This is a genomic window from Pseudomonas weihenstephanensis, assembly GCF_001043055.1.
Lineage (GTDB): Bacteria > Pseudomonadota > Gammaproteobacteria > Pseudomonadales > Pseudomonadaceae > Aquipseudomonas > Aquipseudomonas weihenstephanensis.
Map to the genome: position 1 here is coordinate 524316 of NZ_JYLF01000004.1, position 17321 is coordinate 541636.

Annotated in this window: 16 protein-coding genes; 4 read left to right on the top strand and 12 right to left on the bottom strand. The window is 58.9% G+C overall.

The annotated features are described in order from the left end of the window. Positions 1–39 precede the first annotated feature (39 nt). Positions 40–2277, bottom strand: coding sequence for a polyphosphate kinase 1 (gene ppk1, locus TU86_RS12990; protein ID WP_048364704.1), 2238 nt, complete (start codon positions 2275–2277; stop codon positions 40–42). Positions 2278–2738: 461 nt separating this feature from the next. Here ppk1 and TU86_RS12995 point away from each other — a divergent pair, with 461 nt between their 5' ends. Continuing rightward, entirely contained in the window at positions 2739–3359 is a 621-nt protein-coding gene (locus TU86_RS12995) for a DedA family protein (RefSeq protein ID WP_048364705.1), read from the top strand. On the opposite strand, the gene TU86_RS13000 is transcribed toward TU86_RS12995, so the two are convergent. After that, a complete protein-coding gene (locus TU86_RS13000) occupies positions 3337–4575 on the bottom strand; it encodes a sterol desaturase family protein (RefSeq protein ID WP_048364706.1) in 1239 nt (412 codons plus the stop codon). The genes TU86_RS12995 and TU86_RS13000 overlap by 23 nt on opposite strands. Positions 4576–4685: 110 nt before the next feature. On the opposite strand from TU86_RS13000, the gene elbB reads away from it, so the two are divergent. Next, on the top strand, positions 4686–5354 hold the full coding sequence (gene elbB, locus TU86_RS13005) for an isoprenoid biosynthesis glyoxalase ElbB (protein ID WP_048364707.1): 669 nt from the start codon (positions 4686–4688) through the stop codon (positions 5352–5354). Here the strand turns inward: elbB and TU86_RS13010 are convergent, their stop codons facing one another. The 5 genes from TU86_RS13010 to TU86_RS13030 all read right to left on the bottom strand — a co-directional run bounded on the left by TU86_RS13010 (position 5355) and on the right by TU86_RS13030 (position 11116). Continuing rightward, positions 5355–5807, bottom strand: coding sequence for a YaiI/YqxD family protein (locus TU86_RS13010; protein ID WP_048364708.1), 453 nt, complete (start codon positions 5805–5807; stop codon positions 5355–5357). Between the two features lie 145 nt (positions 5808–5952). Continuing rightward, entirely contained in the window at positions 5953–7851 is a 1899-nt protein-coding gene (locus TU86_RS13015) for a cytochrome c/FTR1 family iron permease (protein ID WP_048364709.1), read from the bottom strand. Between the two features lie 66 nt (positions 7852–7917). Further along, positions 7918–8550, bottom strand: coding sequence for a LysE family transporter (locus tag TU86_RS13020; RefSeq protein ID WP_048364710.1), 633 nt, complete (start codon positions 8548–8550; stop codon positions 7918–7920). A 98-nt stretch (positions 8551–8648) separates the two neighbouring features. Further along, positions 8649–9206, bottom strand: coding sequence for a mechanosensitive ion channel family protein (locus tag TU86_RS13025; protein WP_048364711.1), 558 nt, complete (start codon positions 9204–9206; stop codon positions 8649–8651). Further along, a complete protein-coding gene (locus TU86_RS13030; RefSeq protein ID WP_048364712.1) occupies positions 9206–11116 on the bottom strand; it encodes an ATP-binding cassette domain-containing protein in 1911 nt (636 codons plus the stop codon). Before TU86_RS13030 ends, TU86_RS13025 begins: the two co-directional genes overlap by 1 nt. A 50-nt stretch (positions 11117–11166) precedes the next feature. Between TU86_RS13030 and TU86_RS13035 the strand changes: the two genes are divergently transcribed. After that, the gene (locus TU86_RS13035) at positions 11167–11631 is read left to right on the top strand and encodes a TIGR02444 family protein (RefSeq protein WP_048364713.1); all 465 of its coding nucleotides are present in this window, start codon (positions 11167–11169) and stop codon (positions 11629–11631) included. Here TU86_RS13035 and TU86_RS13040 read toward each other — a convergent pair. Continuing rightward, a complete protein-coding gene (locus TU86_RS13040) occupies positions 11628–12563 on the bottom strand; it encodes an AlgP family protein (protein WP_048364714.1) in 936 nt (311 codons plus the stop codon). The genes TU86_RS13035 and TU86_RS13040 overlap by 4 nt on opposite strands. 247 nt (positions 12564–12810) lie before the next feature. On the opposite strand from TU86_RS13040, the gene TU86_RS13045 reads away from it, so the two are divergent. After that, positions 12811–13476: an FKBP-type peptidyl-prolyl cis-trans isomerase gene (locus TU86_RS13045; protein ID WP_048364715.1), complete on the top strand. Its 666-nt coding sequence runs from the start codon at positions 12811–12813 to the stop codon at positions 13474–13476. A gap of 45 nt (positions 13477–13521) precedes the next feature. Here the strand turns inward: TU86_RS13045 and TU86_RS13050 are convergent, their stop codons facing one another. The 4 genes from TU86_RS13050 to TU86_RS13065 form a co-directional block, all read right to left on the bottom strand. Then, complete coding sequence (locus TU86_RS13050) at positions 13522–14013, bottom strand: Rsd/AlgQ family anti-sigma factor (protein ID WP_048364716.1); 492 nt, start codon at positions 14011–14013, stop codon at positions 13522–13524. A gap of 190 nt (positions 14014–14203) precedes the next feature. Beyond that, entirely contained in the window at positions 14204–14731 is a 528-nt protein-coding gene (locus TU86_RS13055) for a disulfide bond formation protein B (RefSeq protein ID WP_048364717.1), read from the bottom strand. A 222-nt stretch (positions 14732–14953) separates the two neighbouring features. Further along, complete coding sequence (locus tag TU86_RS13060) at positions 14954–16195, bottom strand: heme biosynthesis protein HemY (protein ID WP_048364718.1); 1242 nt, start codon at positions 16193–16195, stop codon at positions 14954–14956. Continuing rightward, the gene (locus TU86_RS13065; protein WP_048364719.1) at positions 16192–17319 is read right to left on the bottom strand and encodes a uroporphyrinogen-III C-methyltransferase; all 1128 of its coding nucleotides are present in this window, start codon (positions 17317–17319) and stop codon (positions 16192–16194) included. Before TU86_RS13065 ends, TU86_RS13060 begins: the two co-directional genes overlap by 4 nt. Between the last annotated feature and the right edge of the window lie 2 nt (positions 17320–17321).

The window sequence follows — 17321 nt, forward strand, 5'->3', positions numbered from 1 at the left end:
GTAGCCGCTGGCGCAGCGGCTACGACACCGGGCGGTTACTTACACCGACGGGCCGGTGTTGACGGCCAATACCGGCAGGCTCAAACGCTCAAGCAAAGTGGCCTGGGCGCTGCGCGGGTTTTGGTTGCCGGTTGGTGTGTTACGAATGTAACGCCCGTCCGACTGCAAGCTCCAGCTGTGGGTGTTGTCGGTCAGGTAGCACTCCAACTCTTTCTTGACCCGCAAAATCAGCTTTTTGCCTTCAATCGGGAAGCACGTCTCGACGCGCTTATCCAGGTTGCGCTCCATCCAGTCGGCACTCGACAGGAACATCTGCTCTTCCCCGCCGTTGAGGAAGTAGAACACCCGGGTGTGCTCCAAAAAGCGGCCGATGATCGAGCGTACGTGAATGTTGTGCGACACCCCCGCAATCCCCGGACGCAGGCAGCACATGCCACGCACGATCAAATCGATCCGCACGCCTGACTGGCTGGCCTTGTACAACGCACGAATGATTTTAGGGTCGGTCAACGAGTTGAACTTGGCGATGATGTGCGCAGGCTTGCCCTCCAGCGCGAATTGCGTTTCGCGGGCGATCATATCGAGCATGCCCTTCTTCAGCGTGAACGGCGCGTGCAGCAGCTTCTTCATGCGCAGCGTCTTGCCCATGCCGATCAACTGGCTGAACAACTTGCCGACGTCTTCGCACAGCGCATCATCGGAGGTCAGCAAGCTGTAGTCGGTGTACAACCGCGCGTTACCCGCGTGGTAGTTACCCGTGCCCAAATGCGCGTAACGCACGATCTCGCCTGCCTCGCGACGCAGAATCAGCATCATCTTGGCGTGAGTCTTAAAGCCCACCACCCCGTAAATCACCACCGCACCGGCCGCTTGCAAACGACTGGCCAGTTGCAGGTTGGACTCTTCGTCAAAGCGGGCGCGCAACTCAACCACAGCGGTCACTTCCTTGCCGTTACGCGCAGCGTCCACCAACGCGTCAACGATTTCGGAGTTGGCGCCGCTGCGGTACAGCGTCTGGCGCACGGCCAGCACATGCGGGTCTTTGGCGGCCTGCCGCAGCAAATCCACCACCGGGGTAAAGGACTCGAACGGGTGTAGCAGCAAGATGTCCTGTTTGCTGACCACGCTGAAAATATTTTCGCTGTTCTGCAACAGCTTCGGAATCGCCGGGGTAAACGGTGTGTATTGCAGCTCGGGATGGCTGTCCAGGCCCGTGATGCTAAACAGCCGCGTGAGGTTCACCGGGCCGTTAACCGTGTACAGCTCGGTTTCGTGCAGGTTGAACTGCTTGAGCAGGTAATCCGACAGATGTTTAGGGCAGGTATCGGCCACTTCCAGACGCACCGCGTCACCATAACGACGCGAGAACAATTCGCCGCGCAGTGCACGGGCCAGGTCTTCTACATCTTCAGTGTCGACCGCCAGATCGGCGTTTCGGGTCAGACGGAACTGGTAGCAGCCCTTGACCTTCATGCCCTGAAACAAATCGTCGGCATGCGCATGGATCATCGACGACAGGAACACGTAGTTATCGCCCGGCCCACCGACGTCTTCCGGCACTTTGATGACACGCGGCAGCAAACGCGGGGCGGGGATGATTGCCAAGCCAGAATCACGGCCGAATGCATCAATGCCTTCGAGCTCAACAATGAAGTTGAGGCTCTTGTTCACCAGCAACGGGAACGGGTGCGTAGGATCAAGGCCAATCGGGGTGATGATCGGGGCGATCTCATCGCGGAAGAATTTACGCACCCAGGCTTTGATTTTGGTGTTCCAGTGGCGCCGCCGAATGAAGCGCACCTGATGTTTTTCAAGCTCAGGCAACAGGATGTCGTTGAGAATCGCGTATTGGCGATCGACATGCCCATGCACCAGTTCACTGATGCGCGCCAACGCCTGATGCGGCTGCAAACCGTCGGCACCGGCCTGTTCACGGGCGAAGGTGATTTGCTTCTTCAGACCCGCGACGCGAATTTCGAAGAATTCGTCGAGGTTGCTGGAGAAGATCAGCAGAAATTTCAGGCGCTCAAGTAACGGGTAGGACTCATCCAGCGCCTGCTCCAGCACGCGAATGTTGAACTGCAATTGCGACAACTCACGATGGATATACAGGCTGCTGTCATCCAGGCCCGGAATGGCAATCGTCGGATGCGCCGCGGCATGCGACTCGGCCGCTGCGGGCGCGTGTGCCTCGGGCGTGGGCGGGGTTTCAGAGACCTGCTCAACCATCGGTTGAGGCTCAGTGGCAACGAGTTCTGTCTGTCCTTCGGTATTCATTGAAAGTTCCTGATAAGAGCGGGTTTGACTCTCGTAACAGTTAAGCGGCGCGGCCAGTCAAGTTGACAGCCAGAATGCCACCAACGCCTGCGGGATTAAACCGCTCAAAGGCGCTTTATGCGGGCTGAGGCCTACTTAGAGGGTGATTTCGTGAAATTGTTCTGAGGCCAGTACCGCGTCGCCGCGACCATTAGGTAACGGACTGTGTAGACGGTTCGACTTTAGTCGGCCAAGCCGTGCGCAGCGCCATGTTGATCAGCGCCTGAAAAATCCCGTTTGCCCCAGACCTGAACGCGCGCGACCTTTATACCGACGCCTTATGAACAGCAGATGACAGCGCTCATGACGTAAGTCAAAACCATATGCATTGTAGGATTTGTTCACGACAAGACACATTTCGATACTTTCATACACGCGCTTGAAGGCGTAGGCTGCGCGTTCATTTCGCCAGCACCCAGACAATGCTCCAACAATTTCTTCAAGAATTCGGCTACTTCGCCCTGTTTCTAGGGACGTTCTTTGAAGGTGAGACCATTCTGGTTCTCGCAGGCTTCTTGGCGTTCCGCGGATACATGGACCTCAAACTGGTGATGATCGTGGCGTTTCTCGGCAGTTATGCCGGCGATCAGCTGTGGTACTTCCTGGGGCGCAAGCACGGCCGCAAACTGTTGGCGCGCAAACCGCGCTGGCAGCTCATGGGCGACAAAGCACTGGAGCACATTCGCAAGCACCCCGACATCTGGGTCTTGAGCTTTCGCTTCGTCTACGGCCTGCGCACCGTCATGCCTGTGGCGATTGGTTTGTCCGGCTACCCGCCGGGCCGCTACTTGCTGCTCAACGGCATTGGCGCGGCCATCTGGGCCATCGCGCTGGCGACTGCCGCCTACCACTTTGGCGCGGTGCTTGAAGGCCTGCTCGGCAGCGTCAAGAAGTATGAGCTGTGGGTATTGGGCGCATTGCTGGTGCTGGGCGTCTGCCTGTGGATCCGTCGGCGCTTCAAAAATGCGCGCCAGGCCAAACAAATCGCCCTTGAAGAAGCCAAACACAAGGCAGGCGAGGCTAACACTCCGCCAGCGGAGTAACCCTGGCTCTGCACGCGTACAGGCCCATCACGCTCAAGGCGCTGTAACTGAACAGGGCAACCCAGCCCCACGCGCTGGCCGGCCACAGCCCCGCCCACGGGGCCAGCCACACCAGCGGCACGTTCAGCGCCAGGCGCACCCCCTCAAGGCGCAATGCCCAGGGCCGATTCTCAAGCCCGGCCCCCAACACAAACAGACCTAGCGCCATGTAACCCCAGCCCAACAGCAATGCCTGGGGCGCTAAATGCTCGCCCAGATTGAGCAGATAACTGCCCAACCCCACATACACCGCAAATTGCAGGGCGATATACACCTGCTGCGGTAGCGCCAGCGCCACCTCAAACTTTTTGAATTGACTCAAATCGGGCTTGTTTACCGGGTGCTTGCCCGCCACATCCGCCGGGCGCCAGCCGGTGGGCATAAACCAGATGCGCACTTTGTCCCACCAGCGCTCAGTGCGCCGCGCATCAGCCAACAGTTGGGCATAAAACTGCCAATTGGCCCACAGCGGGTTCCAGCTCGACAGCGGCGTGGTCACGCCGAAAATGACCGGTTCGGCGTCATCTTCTTCCTGGAAGGTGCCAAACAGGCGATCCCAAAAAATGAACACCCCGCCGTAATTGCGATCCATGTAGAGAGCATTCTGCGCATGGTGAGCCCGGTGATTGGACGGCGAAACAAAGCACCACTCGAACCAGCCCAGCTTGGGCACGTGACGGGTGTGTACCCAGAATTGATAAAGCAAATTGAGCGTCGCCACGGTGACGAACACCAGCAACGGTACGCCAAGCACAGCCATCGGCAGGTAAAACACCCAGCCGAATATAAAACCGGTGCTGGTCTGACGCAGAGCGGTGGACAAGTTGTAGTCCTCGCTTTGGTGATGCACCGAGTGCGCCGCCCACAGCACATTGCGCTCATGCCCAAGGCGGTGGTGCCAGTAGTAGCAAAAGTCATACAGCACGAACGCAAACAGCCACACCCAGCCACTGTCTTCGGGCAGCCTGATCAAGGCCAGATGGTCGAGCGCCAGGGCATAGGTCACCAGACCCACGCCTTTGGTCAGCAAACCGGTGGTGGTCGACAGCACGCCGGTGCTCAGGCTGCTGATGGTGTCGGCCAGCCGATAAGTGCGCATGCCGCGCCAGCGGTCGGCCAGCAGCTCAATCGCGATCAACACAAAGAAAAACGGCACTGCATACAAAATCAGCTTCATGGCGCACCCCGACCAATGTTCCTACAAGCGTAGGCCGGGTTTGCATGAACACCCTATGGCATCAAGTGCCAAATCAGGCGACATTAGCGCCATGTACTAGGAGAACCAACATGACCCAGAAAAAAGTGGCTGTGATTCTGTCGGGTTGCGGCGTCTACGATGGGGCCGAAATCCACGAAAGTGTTATCACCCTGCTGCGCCTCGATCAACGTGGCGCCAAGGTTCAGTGTTTCGCGCCCAACATTGCGCAGCTGCACGTCATCAACCACCTGACCGGCGATGAGATGCCCGAGTCGCGTAACGTGCTGGTTGAGTCTGCGCGCATTGCCCGTGGCAACATCAAGGATATCCGTGAAGCGAAGGTCGACGACTTCGACGCGCTGATCGTACCGGGCGGGTTTGGTGCGGCAAAAAACCTTTCAAGCTTCGCCACCGAAGGCGACAAATGCACAGTGCAAACCGACGTGCTGGCTCTGGCTGAGGCCTTTGCCGAAGCGGCCAAGCCGGTGGGCCTGATGTGCATCTCACCTGCCATCGCCGCCAAAATCTACGGCCCTGGCGTGACCTGCACCATTGGCAAAGATGCCGACACCGCCAGCACGGTGACCAAAATGGGCGCCATTCACCAAGAGTGCGAGGTGTCGGAGATTGTCGAAGACAAAGCCCGCAAGCTGGTCAGCACGCCTGCCTATATGTTGGCGCACTCCATCAGCGAAGCGGCGTCGGGGATCAACAAGATGGTCGACCGCGTGCTTGAACTGACCCACGAAGACGATTGATCACACACGCGTCAAACGCGTCAGGATGCGGTCCAGCGCATTGGCGAACGCTTGCTTCTCACGTTCGCCATACGCGCCCTGCCCGCCGCCCATTTGCCCTTGCTCGCGCAGGTCGGTAAACAAGTTACGCACCGCCAGCCGTTCACCCATGTTTTGCGGGTCGAACTCTTTACCACGCGGGTCCAGCGCGGCCACGCCCTTCTTCACCAGCCGGTCGGCCAGCGGCACATCGCTGCAAATCACCAACTCGCCGGGCACCGCGTGCTCGACCAGATAATCATCTGCCGCATCCGGGCCACTGGGCACCACGATCAACTTGACCAAGGCATACGTGGGCTTGATCTGACTCTGCCCAGCCACCAGCACCACTTCAAACTGACGCTTCAAGGCGAATTTTATAACTTGATCCTTCGCGGCCTTGGGGCACGCGTCGGCATCGATCCAGACACGCATGGGTGCGCTCCTGTAAAAAGTAGGGCCTCGCCCTGTGATCAAATAGCCAAAGCCTTTGGGCCCTCACTGCCGCGTAGGCCAGGGACTACAGAATCTACATCCACACGGTGTAGTCGCTGTCGAAGCGCTCGTAATCAATGGTGGTCTACGCAGCCTGCACCCGACGTTTTTCAGCCCATTTACTGCGGCTGTACAGCACGATGATGGCCAAAAGGGCGACGGCCTGTGCTCCGAGCGAATAAGCATCGGCATGAATGCCCAGCCAGTCGAACTCGAAGAACGGCACCGGCCGCGTGCCGAAAATACCGGCCTCTTGCAGCGCTTTCACACCGTGGCCTGCGAACACCACCGACAGCGCGCACAACAAAGCGGCGTTAATGCCGAAGAACATCGCCAGCGGCAATTTGGCCGAACCGCGAAGAATGACCCATGCCAGGCCGATCAACAGCACCAGCGCTGTAGCACCGCCGGCCAAGACAGCGTTGTGACCGGCCGGGCCCGCTTGCAGCCACAGGGTTTCGTAAAACAGGATCACTTCAAACAGCTCGCGGTACACCGAGAAGAACGCCAGAATCGCAAAACCAAACCGCCCGCCACCGCTGACCAAGCTGCTTTTGATGTAGTCCTGCCACGCAGCAGCATGTCGGCGGTCGTGCATCCACACACCCAACCACAGCACCATGACGCTGGCGAACAGTGCAGTGCAACCTTCCAGCAATTCGCGTTGTGCGCCGCTGACGTCGATCACATAAGCCGCCAGCGCCCACGTGGCCAGCCCGGCGACCAAAGCCAGCGCCCAGCCCACGTTCACACTGCGCACGGCCGATTGCTGGCCGGTGTTGCGCAAAAAGGCCAGGATGGCGGCCAACACCAGAATGGCTTCCAGGCCCTCACGCAACAAAATCAGCAAACCCGAAATGTAGCTCAACGACCCGCTCAGGCCATCGCTGCCCAGCAAGCCTGCCGACGCCTTGAGCAGCGCTTTGGCTGCCTCCAGACGCTGCTCGACCTGCTCAATCGGTAAGCCGTCCTGCAACGACTGCCGATAGGCCATCAGGGCTTTCTCCGTGCTTTTACGCACGTTGCTGTCGACGTTATCCAGTGAGCTTTCAACCAGCTCAAAGCCTTCCAGATAGGCGGCCACAGACAAGTCGTAGGCCTGTTCGCGATCCCCTGCGCGGTAAGCCGCCAGGCTTTTGTCGAGGGTGGCGCGGGTGTAATCGAGCAGTTGTGCAGGGCCACGCACAACCTGCGGTGGTTGCGCGCGTTGTGCTCGGAAGGTGGCAGCGGCTTGCGGGCCTTCGGCGGCCAGCACTTCATTAGGCGTTTGGCGCGCAAGGTCAGCCAGATTGTAGGTTTTGTCTGCCTTTGCCGCGTTTGGATCAGCGCTCAGGCCCGCGATGTAAGTGGCCAGGTCCCAGCGCTGACGCTCATCCAGCTGGTCGGCAAAGGACGGCATGTCGGTGCCTTCAACGCCCAGCCCCAACGTGTTGTAGATCGCGTACAGGCTCAAGCGGTCGAGGCGCCCGGCGTCGCGCAAATTGGCAGGTGGCGGGCTCATGCCCACGCCAGCCGGACCATCGCCAGCTCCGGCTTCGCCGTGACACACCGAACAATGCTGGGCGTACAACGGCGCGCCACGCGTGGGGTCTGGCGTGATGACCGGCGCCTGGCTGACCTCGTAGGCCACGGCCAGCTTGGCCCCCAACTGCCGCGCTTCACGGGCCACGGCGGCGCCGTCTTCGCGTTGCTCGATGGCGGTTTGCAGCGCGTTCACGCCCTGCGCCAGTTCAGCCCGTTCCGCACGCTCGGGCAAATCGGCAATCAGCCCTTTGAGAACGGCCAAAAACTCCAGTTGCTCGTGATACTCGGTTTCGTCGATGACTTTGCCATCTTCAACCGTAGGCGGGTAATCAGCACCAATGTAGTCAATGAGGTGAAGTGCCTGTGAGGCACCTTCCGGGGAGTTGGCAGACACAGCAAGGCTGCACAACGCGAGCACGGGCAGCATCAGCCATGCCAAAAAACGCGAGCGGGCGGTCATCGAAAAATCCGGCTGGAAATGAGAAGTAACACATTGTTCACTTCCCTTCCCAATGACTCAAGGTCTTTACGTCGTTGCGCGGTGCAGCGTGGCCAGAAACCCCGCCGCGCCCACAAACAAACCGGCAAACGTGCGGTTCATGCGCCGCTGTTGTTTGGGCGTGCGCAGCAAACGCAGCACCTTGGACGCCAACCCGGTGTAGCCGGCCATCACAATCAGGTCGACGCAGATCATGGTCGTGCCGAGGATCAAGTACTGAGACAACAGCGGCGCGTGCGGGTCAACAAACTGCGGTAACACCGCGAGCATAAACACCAGCGCCTTGGGATTGCTGACATTGACCAGGAAGCCGCGAAACACCAGCGCCAGCGGTTTGCCAATAGGACGTACGGCAGCGTCATCGCTGAGGTCGGCGGGCAAGGCGCGCCATTGTTTGACCGCGAGGTAGATCAGGTAGGCCACGCCAAACCATTTGATGGCGTAAAACGCGGTGGAGGACGCGGCGAGAATGGCGCCTACCCCGGCGGCAACGATGGCGATTTGCAAGGCCAGGCCCAGTTGCAGGCCGAGGGCGTTCCAATAGCCGCGCCAAAAACCGTATTGCAGCCCGCATGACATCGACGCAATTGCACCGGCACCCGGCGACAGGCTGATCACCCAGGACGCCGCAAAAAAGGCCAACCATGTTTCCAGCGACATCGCACACCTCTCGGACAAAATCAGTAACACGTCCTTAAAGCTAATGCGCTGGCTGAAAATTAACCACTGGTTTTTTGCGCCACACCGTGTAGGAGCGTTTAAAGGTCGCCTTCGCGCCAGCGGCGAACAGAGCGCTGGAAGAACAGGCTATTGGGCACTTGCACCATGCTGCTACCACTGCCCGCTTCTGCGGGTTCGATCAGTGTGGTGTAGAGCAAATTGATCGCCACCACCCGGCCTTTGACGCCCGGCTTGTCCAGCGTGTCGAGCAGCTCAACCACGTCGCCGATCCGAAACGGGCCGACGGTAAAGATCAGTACCGCGCACAGCAGGTTGGAAAGCACGCTCCAGATCGCGAAAAAGGCGATGGCCGCCACCGCGACAAACCCCGAGAGCGCCGTCCACAGCACTGTGGCCGACACCCCGAGACGCTCCAGCACGATAATCACCGCGCTGCCCATGATGAACCAGCGCAAACCACCGCGCAGCGGCATCAACAACTGCGGCGGCAGCGGGTAACGCTGACCCAGACGGTTAAGAAAGCGGGCAATGCCGCGCTGCAAAAAATAACCCGTCAACAGAATCAGCAAGATCTGCACGCCAATCCACAGCGGCGCGATCAGCTCGGCGGGCACGGGCATGTGCAGGGCTTCCATCAGGACAAGGCTTCCAGTTCTGCTTGCAAGGTTTCAAGCACTTCGAGGGCTTCCATCCAGCGCTCTTCCAACTGGCCTTCGAGCACTTTGAGCTTGGCTTGCTCAGCCAGCAGCTCACGCAGTTCGTCCTTGCGGGCGGCTTCGTAAACAGCGCTGTCGCCGAGGCTGACTTCAATTTTGGCCAGCTTCTCGTTGACCTTGCCCAACTCGCTTTCGAGCTTGTCGGCTTCGCGCTTGTGGGGCGCCAACTGCTGACGCAGCGCGGCGGCGGCCTGACGCTGAGCCTTTTTGTCAGTCTTGTCCGGGTTGATCGGCGTGGTACTCGCCGGCGCGTTGCGCAGGCGGTAATCGGCTAACCAACGCGCATAGTCTTCGAGGTCACCGTCGAATTCCTGCACTTTGCCATCAGCGACCAACAAGAACTCATCCGTGGTGCTTTTGAGCAAATGCCGATCGTGAGACACCACCAGTACCGCACCGCTGAACTCCTGCAAGGCCATGGTCAGCGCCAGACGCATTTCGAGGTCAAGGTGGTTGGTCGGTTCGTCGAGCAGCAACAGGTTGGGGCGGCCCCAGGCGATCAAGGCCAAGGCCAGGCGAGCTTTCTCGCCGCCCGAGAAGTTCAGTACCGGCTCATCACAACGCGGGCCACGGAAGTCGAAACCGCCGAGAAAATCACGCAGGGTTTGTTCACGCTCAGTCGGCGCCAGGCGCTGCATGTGCAGCAACGGGCTGGCTTTGGAGTCCAGCGAGTCGAGCTGATGCTGGGCAAAATACCCCACGACCAGGTTTTCACCGCGGGCCAAACGCCCTGACAGAGGCTCCAGTTCGCCTGCAAGGTTTTTGATCAGGGTCGATTTGCCCGCACCGTTAGGGCCGAGCAGACCGATACGCGCACCCGGCACCAGTTGCAGCTTGACCTTCTCAAGGATGGTTTTTTCGCCATACCCCAAGCGTGCATCAGACAAGTCCAGCAACGGGCTGGACAGCTTCACGGCTTCACGAAACACAAAGTCGAACGGTGAGTCGACATGCGCCGCACTCAGTTCTTCCATGCGCTCAAGGGCTTTGATCCGGCTCTGGGCCTGACGGGCCTTGGTGGCCTGAGCCTTGAAGCGCGCAATGTAGCTTTCCATGTGCGCACGTTGCGCCTGCTGCTTCTCGTAGGCTTGCTGTTGCTGCGCCAGACGCTCGGCACGGGCACGCTCAAAGGCGCTGTAACCACCACGATAGAGCGTGATTTTGCGCTGATCGACATGCGCGATGTTATCCACCACGGCATCCAGGAAGTCCCGGTCGTGAGAGATCAGCAGCAAGGTGCCGGGATAGTTCTTGAGAAAATCTTCGAGCCACAGGATGGCGTCGAGGTCCAAGTGGTTGGTCGGTTCATCGAGCAACAACAGGTCGGAGGGGCACATCAAGGCTTGCGCCAGGTTCAAACGCATGCGCCAGCCGCCGGAAAAGTCGGCGACCGGGCGATCCATTTGCTCGTTCGTGAAGCCCAGACCGGCAAGCATTTTGCGCGCGCGCGCATCGGCGGTGTAGCCGTCGGCGCTGTCCAGTTCGGCGTGCAGGCGCGCCTGGGCAGGGCCGTCTTCGTCGGCCTCGGCTTTGGCCAGATCGTTTTGTACTTGGCGCAAACGCTGGTCGCCATCGAGCACGTAATCAATCGCGATGCGATCGAGGGTGTCGATTTCTTGCCGCATGTGGGCGATCCGCCAGTCGGCCGGGAGCAGACAGTCCCCGGAATCAGGCGTCAACTCACCCAGCAGCAAGGCGAACAAAGTGGATTTACCGGCGCCATTGGCGCCGACCAGACCGGCTTTGTGGCCGGCGTGCAGGGTCAGCTCGGCGTCTTCTAGCAGACGTTGCGGGCCACGCTGTAAAGTCAGGTTCTGAAGTCGGATCATAATGGCCGCGGAGTCTACCAGCTTCCCTCTCAACTGGCGCTAATAGCACTATGCACACTGATCTGTGGAATACCTGTTTACACCTCTACGCCCGACCCGGTGTCGAGCGCGCGTGCCTGAACCTGCAAAGCCAAGGCCTGGACGTGTGCTTGCTGCTGTGCGCGGCCTGGCTTGAGCAACGCGGCGTGAGGTGCAATGACGCTCGTCTTAAGCAATTAAGCGACTGTGCCGAGCCATGGCAGCGCGAAGTCGTACAACCTTTGCGTCACTTACGAACGCAATGGCGCGAAGCGTCTGCCCACGATGAGGCGCTGGATGCATTGCGAGGGCAGATCAAGGCATTGGAACTGGAGGCTGAGCGAACAGTGCTGCGACGATTGGAGTCGCTGACGCAGTCGTGGCCCTCAGACCAATCGCAAGGGGATTGCGACTGGCTGCTAAGGATGGCGAGCTTGGCTGGCCAACCTGATTGCGGCGCGCTGCAAACACTGCGCGCCGCAATCAACCGCGCTTAAGAGGCGCTGGTTGGCGTCGTTGCGGAGGTGGTTGCAGGCGCCTGAGCTGGCGTAGACGCTGGAGTGGAAGCTGTCGCTGCAACCGGGGCGGCGGCAGGCTTGGCCGCAGGAGTGGCCGGCTTGGCAGCCACCGGTTTTCTCACTACACGCTTTACAGCGGGTTTTGCCGCAGGTTTTGCAGCAGGCTTGGCAGGGGCTTTTGCCGCTGCCGCTGGCTTGGCAACAGCAGGTTTGGCCACGGATGGCTTGGCAACGGGTTTGGCCGCAGCGGTTTTGGCAGCAGGTTTGGCGGCTGCTTTTACGGGCGCCTTGGCGGGGGCTTTAACGCCAGCAGGTTTGGCAGCTGCGGTTTTTGCTGCTGGCTTGGCCGCAGCGGCTTTGGCTGCAACAGCCTTGGTCGCAGGCTTTTGCGCAGGCGCTTTGGCCGCAGATTTGGCAGGTGCTTTTACAGGGGCTTTGGCGGGCGCCTTGGCTGCTACTTTGGCAGGTGCTTTAGCCGCAGACTTCTTGGCACTGGAGGCAGGTTTGGCTTCACGGGTGGTCAGCGCTTTGGCGACTGCTTCTTTCACGCGGCCCACACCTTGAGCCAGCTTCAAGCTTTCTTGAGCATCACGCTTGAGTTGCAGGATGTAATCGCGGGTTTGCGTTTGACGTTCCTTCAGCGTATCGAGCAGTTGCTCAAGCTCTTTAACGCCAGACTTGGCCTTGGCCTGAGCCTTGGATTTACCGGCATTGGCTGCGTCTTGCAGTTTGGCACGCGCCTTGTGCAGTTTCTCCTGAGCTTTGCCGCGCTGCTTTTCAAGCTTGGCGAGCAGTTTCTCAGCATCAGCCAACGCTTGGGAACAAGCGCTTTCCAAATGCTCAAGCAGGCTGCTTGAGAGCTGTTGGAGCAGGTGCAACGGGGTATTAACGGGCTTCTTTTTGGCCGACATGGTTTACCTCCTGGCTGAAGTGAGTGCGACTCATACTAGACCTCTGTAGGAACCGCCGCTAGATCATGTTGACACTAACGATAGCTGCGGGTTGCATGGCGTCGAGAAACTTGTGCTGGATCAAGTTTTAGTTATCCTGCGCGCGCGTTTCTATGCCCGATTAAACCCTGTTGCCTGAGGCGAATAAAAACACGATGCCAAAGGCACCGCTGGCATAATCCCCCGCATTTGAGGCTGGAGAGTGACGATGGCGCGATACCTTTTGCTGACCGTGTTTTGCCTTGCACCGCTGGTGCACGCAGCCCCGCCAACCAGCAACGGTGCGGCACACGACCTCGCCTACAGCCTGGGCGCCAGCCTGGGTGAGCGCCTGCGCGAAGAAGTACCTGACTTAGAGCTTAAAGCGCTGATCGAAGGATTGCGCAGCGCCTACCAAGGCAAAGCCCTGGCACTGAGCGATGAGCGTATCGAGCAGGTGTTGACTGAACATCAGGCACAGATCGACGCCGCCACGGCGCAGCCGCAAAGTGAATTGGCCCTCTCGGCCGAGCGCGATTTTTTAACCAGAGAAAAGCAAAAACCGCAGGTACGCGAACTGGCAGACGGCATCATTTTGACCGAACTGACACCGGGCAGCGGCGTAAAGCCGGATGCACAAGGATGGGTGAAAGTGAACTATGTGGGACGCCTGCCTGATGGCACTGTGTTTGATCGCAGCACTCAGGCGCAGTGGTTTCGTCTAGACAGCGTGATCGCAGGATGGCGCAGTGCACTGGCGCAGATGCCAGTGGGTGCAAAATGGCGACTGGTCATCCCGTCTGATCAGGCCTATGGCGCCGACGGTGCAGGTGATTTGATTGCGCCTTACACACCGCTGCTATTTGAAATCGAGTTGCTCGATACCAAAAAGTAAAAGGCCCCGATCACGCGCGCCTGGCGTGGAGGCCTCGCACACTTATCAGGCTTGAATCGCTTGGGCTTGAGGCGCGTTTTCAGGTTCGTGTGCGTTGTGCATCACTTCGATCAGGCAGTCTTCCAGCTCGAAACGTTCACGCAGCAAAGCACCCAGTTCGATGAAAGCCTGCGCCAGGTCTTTACAATCGGGGCGGTGTTTCTTGCCATCGCAGCGGTCGTTGAAGTCCACGGCTCGTTCGGTGATTTGATCAATTCGAGGGTAAATCTTATTGGCTAACTCCAGCGCGGGCTTATCACCAAAGGCTTTCGCTTCGTCGGTCAATTGTTCATAAACCTCGAAATGTCCTGCGGACATATAGTCCATCAGAACACCGCAAAACGCTTTTTGAGGGCCACGCTTGGGATTAAGACCATGGATCTCCGACTGGACGGCGTCGTAAGCCTTCACCAGCTCAAGGCGCTTGAGCAGCCAGTTATCAATCAGCTTATGGACGCCAAAAAAACGTTCCGTCGCATTCTTGCAACTCTCGAGCATGGTGATCTCTCTTCCCTTGTGGGTTCATGCCACCCGCGTTAGCCGGGCCTGTGCGAACCCAAACGTGCGCAAGCGCAACAATGTTGGGCGGCATATTTCCAATACTGCGTGCGGGCCAGATTATGCCCGCCAGGCGACTGCTTCAAGGTACGCATGAGAGAAAATTCATACAAGCGTTTAATCGCACCTGCTACCCCGCGTCGCAGGGGCGGGCCTTTGGACGACTGAAAGTCAGGCGAATGATCTGCGCACCGCTCAGCAGACACATCCCGGTAAAAGCCAGCAGGCTTAGCTCGGGCACACTCAGCCCAAAAACCGTCCAACTTACGCGCAGGCAGGCTTCGGAGCCTCGATAGAGCGCCAGGAACCAGTTGCCAAACGACAGGTATTCCCACATGCACGCCAGGTCTGGTTGGCAAAACATCAGTTGTTCTGGCTCAAGTCTTTGTAGCAGCACTTGACGCAACGCAACCACGGCGCCACCCACGGCCATCGCCGTAGACAGCAAGGCACAGGCCCACACACGCGTGAGGCGAGAGGCATAGAGAAAGGCAAACAGATTAACCAGGCAGCAGGCCGTCAAGAAAAAGCGCTGCACCCAACACAACGAACACGGCTCAAGACCAGACCCGTACTCCAAGTACAAGGAAGCGCTCAGCACCAGAAAACTGGCCAAAAATGTTAAGAGAAAAATGAAACGTGAGCAGGCCAAAAACATGGCTTATCCGTAACAAAAGAGACAGGCAGTTACGGTAGAGGAAAGCTGTTAACCCTTTCAAGGTGGGCCCCGGTGGAAGCGTCCTTAAGCCTGTAAGGATTAACCGACAGAAGCCGAAAGACAACTGGACACATCAAGTAGGAAAATTACCTTTAGTCGTTTCCGTAAGAATTTTCCTTCCGGAGTCCGACTTACGCGTCCACGCAAGTCGGACAAAACCCGTTAAATACCACTTGCCGTGGCAGGCAGCGGCAACGCTAACAGACGTTCATCCAACAAATTCAAACCTTCTTGAAACAGTTGATTGCTGCGCGCAGTGTCGCCCAGTTGAGCCAGCAGCCGGGCCAGTTCAGCGCACGTTTCGGGATTGCGTTCAAGTTTCAGACTGCTCTCCAGGTAGTCACGCGCTTTGCCCCACAAACTGTTTTGCAGGCACAAACGGCCCAATGTCAGTAGCAGGCTCGGGTCTGCCGGATGCGCTTTGAGCCAGCCCTCAGCGGTTTGCAATTGCTTGACCGGGTCGTTGCCACGTAACAAGCCATAAAGCCGCACAAGGTGGCTGTCGTAGTTACGCTTTAACGCGCCACGCAACACGTCTTCTGCCTCGCCTTGCGCACCCAGTTGGCGCAACTGTTCGGCGTAGGCCAGCACCAGTGCCGGCTCCTGACGCTGGGCCGACGTGAGCTGCTGCCACGCACGCTGCAATGATTGCAGCGCCGCCTCGCCTTCGGTTTCGCGCTGCGCTGCAAGGCTAAGGTTTTGGCCCCAGGCACGGCGCTCCAATTCGGCCAGTTCTTTGGCCGGCAATACTTTGTCTTTGCGCAGCTCTGGCAATAAACGGATCAACGCGGTCCAGTCGCCACGTTGCAAGTGCAGGCGTTGTAACTGACGCAGCACCTGCACGTTGTGCGGATGACGCTCGTGCATGGCTTGCAGGGTGTTTAGCGCGCCGTCGGTGTCCGCACGGTCGACCTGCAATTGCGCATGGCTCAGGGCAATCGCCAGTTCGGCTTGAGGTTGACGCTGCAACGCGCGCTCCAACAGTTTGTCGCTCTCCTCGTAGTGGCCCTGTTCATTGGCCGCACGGGCAGCGCCCAGATAAAACAGCAACGGTTGGCGTTCAGCCTCCGCCGCACGCGCCAGGTTTTTTTGCGCACTGGCCCAACGGCCTTCGGCGAGGTCCATCTGCCCCTGTTCAATGGCGATCTGTACACGACGACTGCGGTTACGTCGCGACCACGGATTGACCAGCCCGGTCGAGGCCGTCACCAGTTCGACCAACAGTTTGATGCCCCAAATCAGCAGCCAGAGCACCACGATCAGTGCCAAGGTGGCCCACACACTGGATTCATAACGGAAACTTTTATAAGCCAACAGCACGTAGCCCGCATCTTCGGCGATTGCCAGGCCGATGCAGGCAGCGGCTGCAATCAACAAAAATACAATCACATAGAAGCGTTTCATGGACGCGCCTCCTGCGCGGGGCTACCCGCCGCCTGACCCGGCTCGTCCGCACTGACATGCCGACGCTCAAGGTACGCCTGCACGGCACTCAAGGTGCCAGACAGGTCCGGCGTTTTAACCGTGACCGGCTGCTGACGAAGTTCAACCACCTGTTGCAGCAGTTTCTGACTTTGCGGGTTGTCCTGGTTGAAATTAACTTTGAGGACCTCTTCGGCTTGGGCCAAGGCTTGGGTATACACCGGTTCCTGGCCATTGAGGGCAGCCCATTGCGCTTGCTCAAGCGCCAGGCTCAAAGCCAGCCGCACTTGCGTCAGGCTTTGACCTGCCAACAGAGGGCGCACGTTCTTGTCAGCGTTGAAATCAATGCGGATGTAGTGCGAGATTTCATCCCACCACTGCGCCCATCGGCTCGCGCCGTCACCGTCCGCTGTCAAACCCAAAAGCGAGTCGCCCTGATCCTGATAAGCCGGTGCCAAAGCATTGAGCTGTGCCACTTGATCGCGCAACGCCGCCAAGCGCAGGAACAGCCCGGTGCGGTCCGGTTGTTCAACACTGCGCAAGGCCGCGAGGCTTTTGGCCAACTGCTCACGGGCGGCAAAAGAACCCGGATCATTTTGCTCGCGCAAAATCGCATCGGCGCCCTCTACCAAGGCTTGAGCGCTGGTGATGTCTTGCAATGCGGACAGGCGCAAGCTGGCCAGACGCAGCAAATGTTCAGCCTCAGCCAGGCGCCAGTCCTTGCGGCTTGCGCCTAATACCGTTTCGAGACGCTGATTCAAACGTTGCTGATCACCTTGTAGCTGCACCACCAACTGGCGCTGATCGTCCAGCTCGCTGGCCGAAGGCAATTGATTCAGACGCGTCAGCAGCTTTTGCTCACCTTGTTTGATCGACAGCGTTTGCGCGCCCAGCGCCTGGACTTCACTCAGCTGTTGCGCGGTGTCGGTCTGCAAATGACGAACCTGCCACACCCCCCAACCGCCCACCGCCACACCGGCAGCCCCCAGCAACAAGGCAAAAACCGCCAGACCATTGCCCCGGCGCTCAGGCTTTGCGGCAGTTTTGTCATCCGGCACTTGTGGCGCAGGCTGCACAGGTTCTTTGGTCAAGATTGTTTCGCTCACGT

What these genes read in the sequence shown, in the direction of transcription:
- ppk1 (WP_048364704.1), bottom strand. Translation starts at nt 2,277, where the DNA reads ATGAATACCGAAGGACAGACAGAACTCGTTGCCACTGAGCCTCAACCG.
- TU86_RS12995 (WP_048364705.1), top strand. Translation starts at nt 2,739, where the DNA reads ATGCTCCAACAATTTCTTCAAGAATTCGGCTACTTCGCCCTGTTTCTA.
- TU86_RS13000 (WP_048364706.1), bottom strand. Translation starts at nt 4,575, where the DNA reads ATGAAGCTGATTTTGTATGCAGTGCCGTTTTTCTTTGTGTTGATCGCG.
- elbB (WP_048364707.1), top strand. Translation starts at nt 4,686, where the DNA reads ATGACCCAGAAAAAAGTGGCTGTGATTCTGTCGGGTTGCGGCGTCTAC.
- TU86_RS13010 (WP_048364708.1), bottom strand. Translation starts at nt 5,807, where the DNA reads ATGCGTGTCTGGATCGATGCCGACGCGTGCCCCAAGGCCGCGAAGGAT.
- TU86_RS13015 (WP_048364709.1), bottom strand. Translation starts at nt 7,851, where the DNA reads ATGACCGCCCGCTCGCGTTTTTTGGCATGGCTGATGCTGCCCGTGCTC.
- TU86_RS13020 (WP_048364710.1), bottom strand. Translation starts at nt 8,550, where the DNA reads ATGTCGCTGGAAACATGGTTGGCCTTTTTTGCGGCGTCCTGGGTGATC.
- TU86_RS13025 (WP_048364711.1), bottom strand. Translation starts at nt 9,206, where the DNA reads ATGGAAGCCCTGCACATGCCCGTGCCCGCCGAGCTGATCGCGCCGCTG.
- TU86_RS13030 (WP_048364712.1), bottom strand. Translation starts at nt 11,116, where the DNA reads ATGATCCGACTTCAGAACCTGACTTTACAGCGTGGCCCGCAACGTCTG.
- TU86_RS13035 (WP_048364713.1), top strand. Translation starts at nt 11,167, where the DNA reads ATGCACACTGATCTGTGGAATACCTGTTTACACCTCTACGCCCGACCC.
- TU86_RS13040 (WP_048364714.1), bottom strand. Translation starts at nt 12,563, where the DNA reads ATGTCGGCCAAAAAGAAGCCCGTTAATACCCCGTTGCACCTGCTCCAA.
- TU86_RS13045 (WP_048364715.1), top strand. Translation starts at nt 12,811, where the DNA reads ATGGCGCGATACCTTTTGCTGACCGTGTTTTGCCTTGCACCGCTGGTG.
- TU86_RS13050 (WP_048364716.1), bottom strand. Translation starts at nt 14,013, where the DNA reads ATGCTCGAGAGTTGCAAGAATGCGACGGAACGTTTTTTTGGCGTCCAT.
- TU86_RS13055 (WP_048364717.1), bottom strand. Translation starts at nt 14,731, where the DNA reads ATGTTTTTGGCCTGCTCACGTTTCATTTTTCTCTTAACATTTTTGGCC.
- TU86_RS13060 (WP_048364718.1), bottom strand. Translation starts at nt 16,195, where the DNA reads ATGAAACGCTTCTATGTGATTGTATTTTTGTTGATTGCAGCCGCTGCC.